The organism is Ensifer sp. (assembly GCF_035999135.1).
GTDB lineage: Bacteria > Pseudomonadota > Alphaproteobacteria > Rhizobiales > Rhizobiaceae > Ensifer.
This window is the reverse complement of sequence record NZ_DASYGZ010000040.1, coordinates 1-2,762: the sequence shown is the minus strand read 5'-3', so window position 1 is coordinate 2,762 and position 2,762 is coordinate 1. Positions and strand designations below refer to the sequence as shown.

Here is a 2,762-nt window from a genome sequence, read left to right as displayed (position 1 = left end):
ACCGTTCCTGCCGACATAACAAGAAGAACGGATCGGCTCTTTCGAGAAGGGGAACCGAATGGACTGGTTTTTTCAATTTCCGCACATGAACGACAACGCGCTTCGAGACCTGAAGAAGGTCATCGACGAGACTTTTCGCGGCTTTACGCGCAGCTACGGCGATCTGATCGAGGGCTTCTTCGCACCCCTGCAGACGTTTCTGATCGCCGCCGAGCGGTTCATGACCAAGACGCCCTGGCCGATCATCACGCTGTTGATCCTCGCCATCGCCTGGGCAGCGACAAGAAGCATTCGCATCGCCGCGGGCTGTCTCGTGACGCTGTTGTTGATCGGCTATTTCGGGATGTGGGACGACACCATGCGGACGATCTCGATGATCTTCGTCTGCACCGTTCTGTCGATCGCCATCGGACTGCCGATCGGCATTCTGATGGCGCGTTCCGACAAGGTCCAACGGGTCGTCAACCCGGTGCTCGACGTCATGCAGACCATGCCGAGCTTCGTTTACCTGATCCCCGTGGTCATGTTGCTCGGCATCGGCAAGGTTCCGGGGCTGATCGCCGTCGTCATCTACGCCATCCCGCCGATGATCCGGCTGACCAATCTCGGCATTCGCCTGGTTGACAAGGACGTGCTGGAGGCCGCCGACGCGTTCGGCGCCGACAACAGGCAGAAGCTCTTCAAGGTACAGCTCCCGCTGGCGCTGCCGACCATCATGGCCGGCATCAACCAGACGATCATGATGGCGCTCGCGATGGTCGTCATCGCCTCGATGATCGGCGTGCAGGGGCTTGGGCAACCCGTGCTGAAGGCGATTGCCAACCAGTATTTCACGCTCGGCATCTTCAATGGCCTTGCGATTGTCGGCATCGCCATCATGTTCGACCGTGTCAGCCAGGCCTATGGCGAACGGCTGCAGAAGCACAGGGAGGTCGTCCATGGCTGACCATGCTTTCGGCGGCATTGCGATCCGCCATCTCTACAAGATCTTCGGGCCGAATGCGCAGTCGCATGTCGAGGCGGTGAAGAACGGTCTGACCAAGACCGAACTCAACGAGCGCCACGGGCACGTGCTCGGCCTTCGCGACATCAACATCGAAATGCCGTCCGGCTCGATCCAGGTCATCATGGGGCTTTCCGGATCGGGCAAGTCGACGCTCATCCGCCACATCAACCGGCTGATCGACCCGACCGCCGGCGAAGTGCTCGTCGATGGTGTCGACGTGGTGAAGATGCCGGAGGCGGAACTGCGCGAATTCCGCCGCCACCAGACAGCCATGGTGTTCCAGAAGTTCGCACTGCTTCCCCATCGCACCGTGCTCGACAACACGATTTTCGGCCTTGAAATCCAGGGCGTCTCGCGTGCGCAGAGCGTCGACACGGCGATGCGATGGTTGGAGCGGGTCGGGCTCAAGGGTTTCGAAAAGAAGTACCCGAACCAGCTGTCGGGCGGCATGCAGCAGCGCGTCGGCCTTGCCCGGGCGCTCGCCAACGACGCGCCGGTTCTCTTGATGGATGAAGCCTATTCGGCCCTCGATCCTCTCATCCGCACGGACATGCAATCGGTGCTTCTCGACCTTCAGAAGGAGATCAAGAAGACGATCGTCTTCATCACCCATGATCTCGACGAGGCCCTTCGGCTCGGCGACCAGATCGCCATCCTTCGCGACGGCGAGGTCATCCAGCAGGGATCGAGCCAGGATATCGTACTGAGACCGGCCGACGAGTACGTTGCCAACTTCGTCAAGGAGGTGAACCGGGGCCGCGTCGTGCATGTCGGGGCGATCATGGCTCCGCTTGGTGCAACGCCTGCCGGCAGCGGAGAGAAGATTGCAGCCGATCTCACGGTCGAAGAGGCGGTGCGTGCGCTTGCGTCGGCGCCCGAGGGCGATATCACCGTCGTCGATCCCTCTGGCAAGCCGCTCGGCACGGTCACCTTCCGCCAGCTTGCTGGCGCCATGGTCAATGCGCACGAGACGAGCGACCGCAAGATGGCGATGGCGGCTACCGCTGCGTGATGCGCCAACCCGACAGTCCAATTGCTTTGCCTCCGGGCGGTGTATTCGCCGCCCGGAAGAGACGATGAGCCCGCTTCCTAACCCGATCCTCTCCCCGCCCGGAGTTGCGCGATGTCCATGAAGTTTCCCCGGCTGTTCTCCCCGCTCAAGCTGCGGTCGCACAAGCTGAAGAACCGGATCGTCTTCGGCGCCCACACGGCGAACATGGCCGTCGAGGGCCTGCCAACCGAACGCCATGCCGCCTATTACCGGGAACGGGCAATCGGCGGCGCCGCGATGATTGTCGTCGAACCCATACCGGTGCACGCCGCGGCCGTCCTGACCCGTGGCAATTTCCGCCATTCCGACGACAGCGTCATCCCTCACTTCAAGAAGGTGGTCGAGGCGATCAAGGGGCACGGGGCGGTCGCGATCCAGCAGCTCTATCACGTCGGCGCGCATGGCGATTCCGACAACTCCTTCCACCCCCATTGGTCGCCTTCGGGCGGGCCGAGCTATCACGACAGCGACGGCTCGCATCCGATGACCGAAGCCGAAATCCTTGAGACGATCGACGGTTTCGTCGAGGCGGCGCGGCGATGTCGCGACGCCGGCTTCGACGGTGTCGAAGTCTGGGCAGCCTATCTTGGCATGGTCGACCAGTTCTGGACCCCCTGGTGCAATCGGCGCGACGACCAATGGGGCGGTTCGCTCGAAAATCGTACACGGATGTCGCGGGAGATCCTGACGCGGATCAGGCAGGTC

At 62.1% G+C, this 2,762-nt stretch carries 2 protein-coding genes and 1 pseudogene; all 3 read left to right on the top strand.

Annotation, left to right across the window (positions count from 1 at the left end):
- Positions 1-58: 58 nt before the first annotated feature.
- Positions 59-946 carry a proline/glycine betaine ABC transporter permease gene (locus tag VGO12_RS03890; protein ID WP_327511415.1) on the top strand — a complete coding sequence of 296 codons (888 nt, stop codon included), beginning with the start codon at positions 59-61 and terminating at the stop codon, positions 944-946.
- Positions 939-2,018: a glycine betaine/L-proline ABC transporter ATP-binding protein gene (locus tag VGO12_RS03885; RefSeq protein ID WP_327511414.1), complete on the top strand. Its 1,080-nt coding sequence runs from the start codon at positions 939-941 to the stop codon at positions 2,016-2,018. Before VGO12_RS03890 ends, VGO12_RS03885 begins: the two co-directional genes overlap by 8 nt.
- A 111-nt stretch (positions 2,019-2,129) precedes the next feature.
- Positions 2,130-2,762: pseudogene (locus VGO12_RS03880) on the top strand (oxidoreductase); the annotation flags it as partial.

Coding starts and splice junctions, on each gene's coding strand:
- VGO12_RS03890 (WP_327511415.1), top strand. CDS start 59: ATGGACTGGTTTTTTCAATTTCCGCACATGAACGACAACGCGCTTCGA.
- VGO12_RS03885 (WP_327511414.1), top strand. CDS start 939: ATGGCTGACCATGCTTTCGGCGGCATTGCGATCCGCCATCTCTACAAG.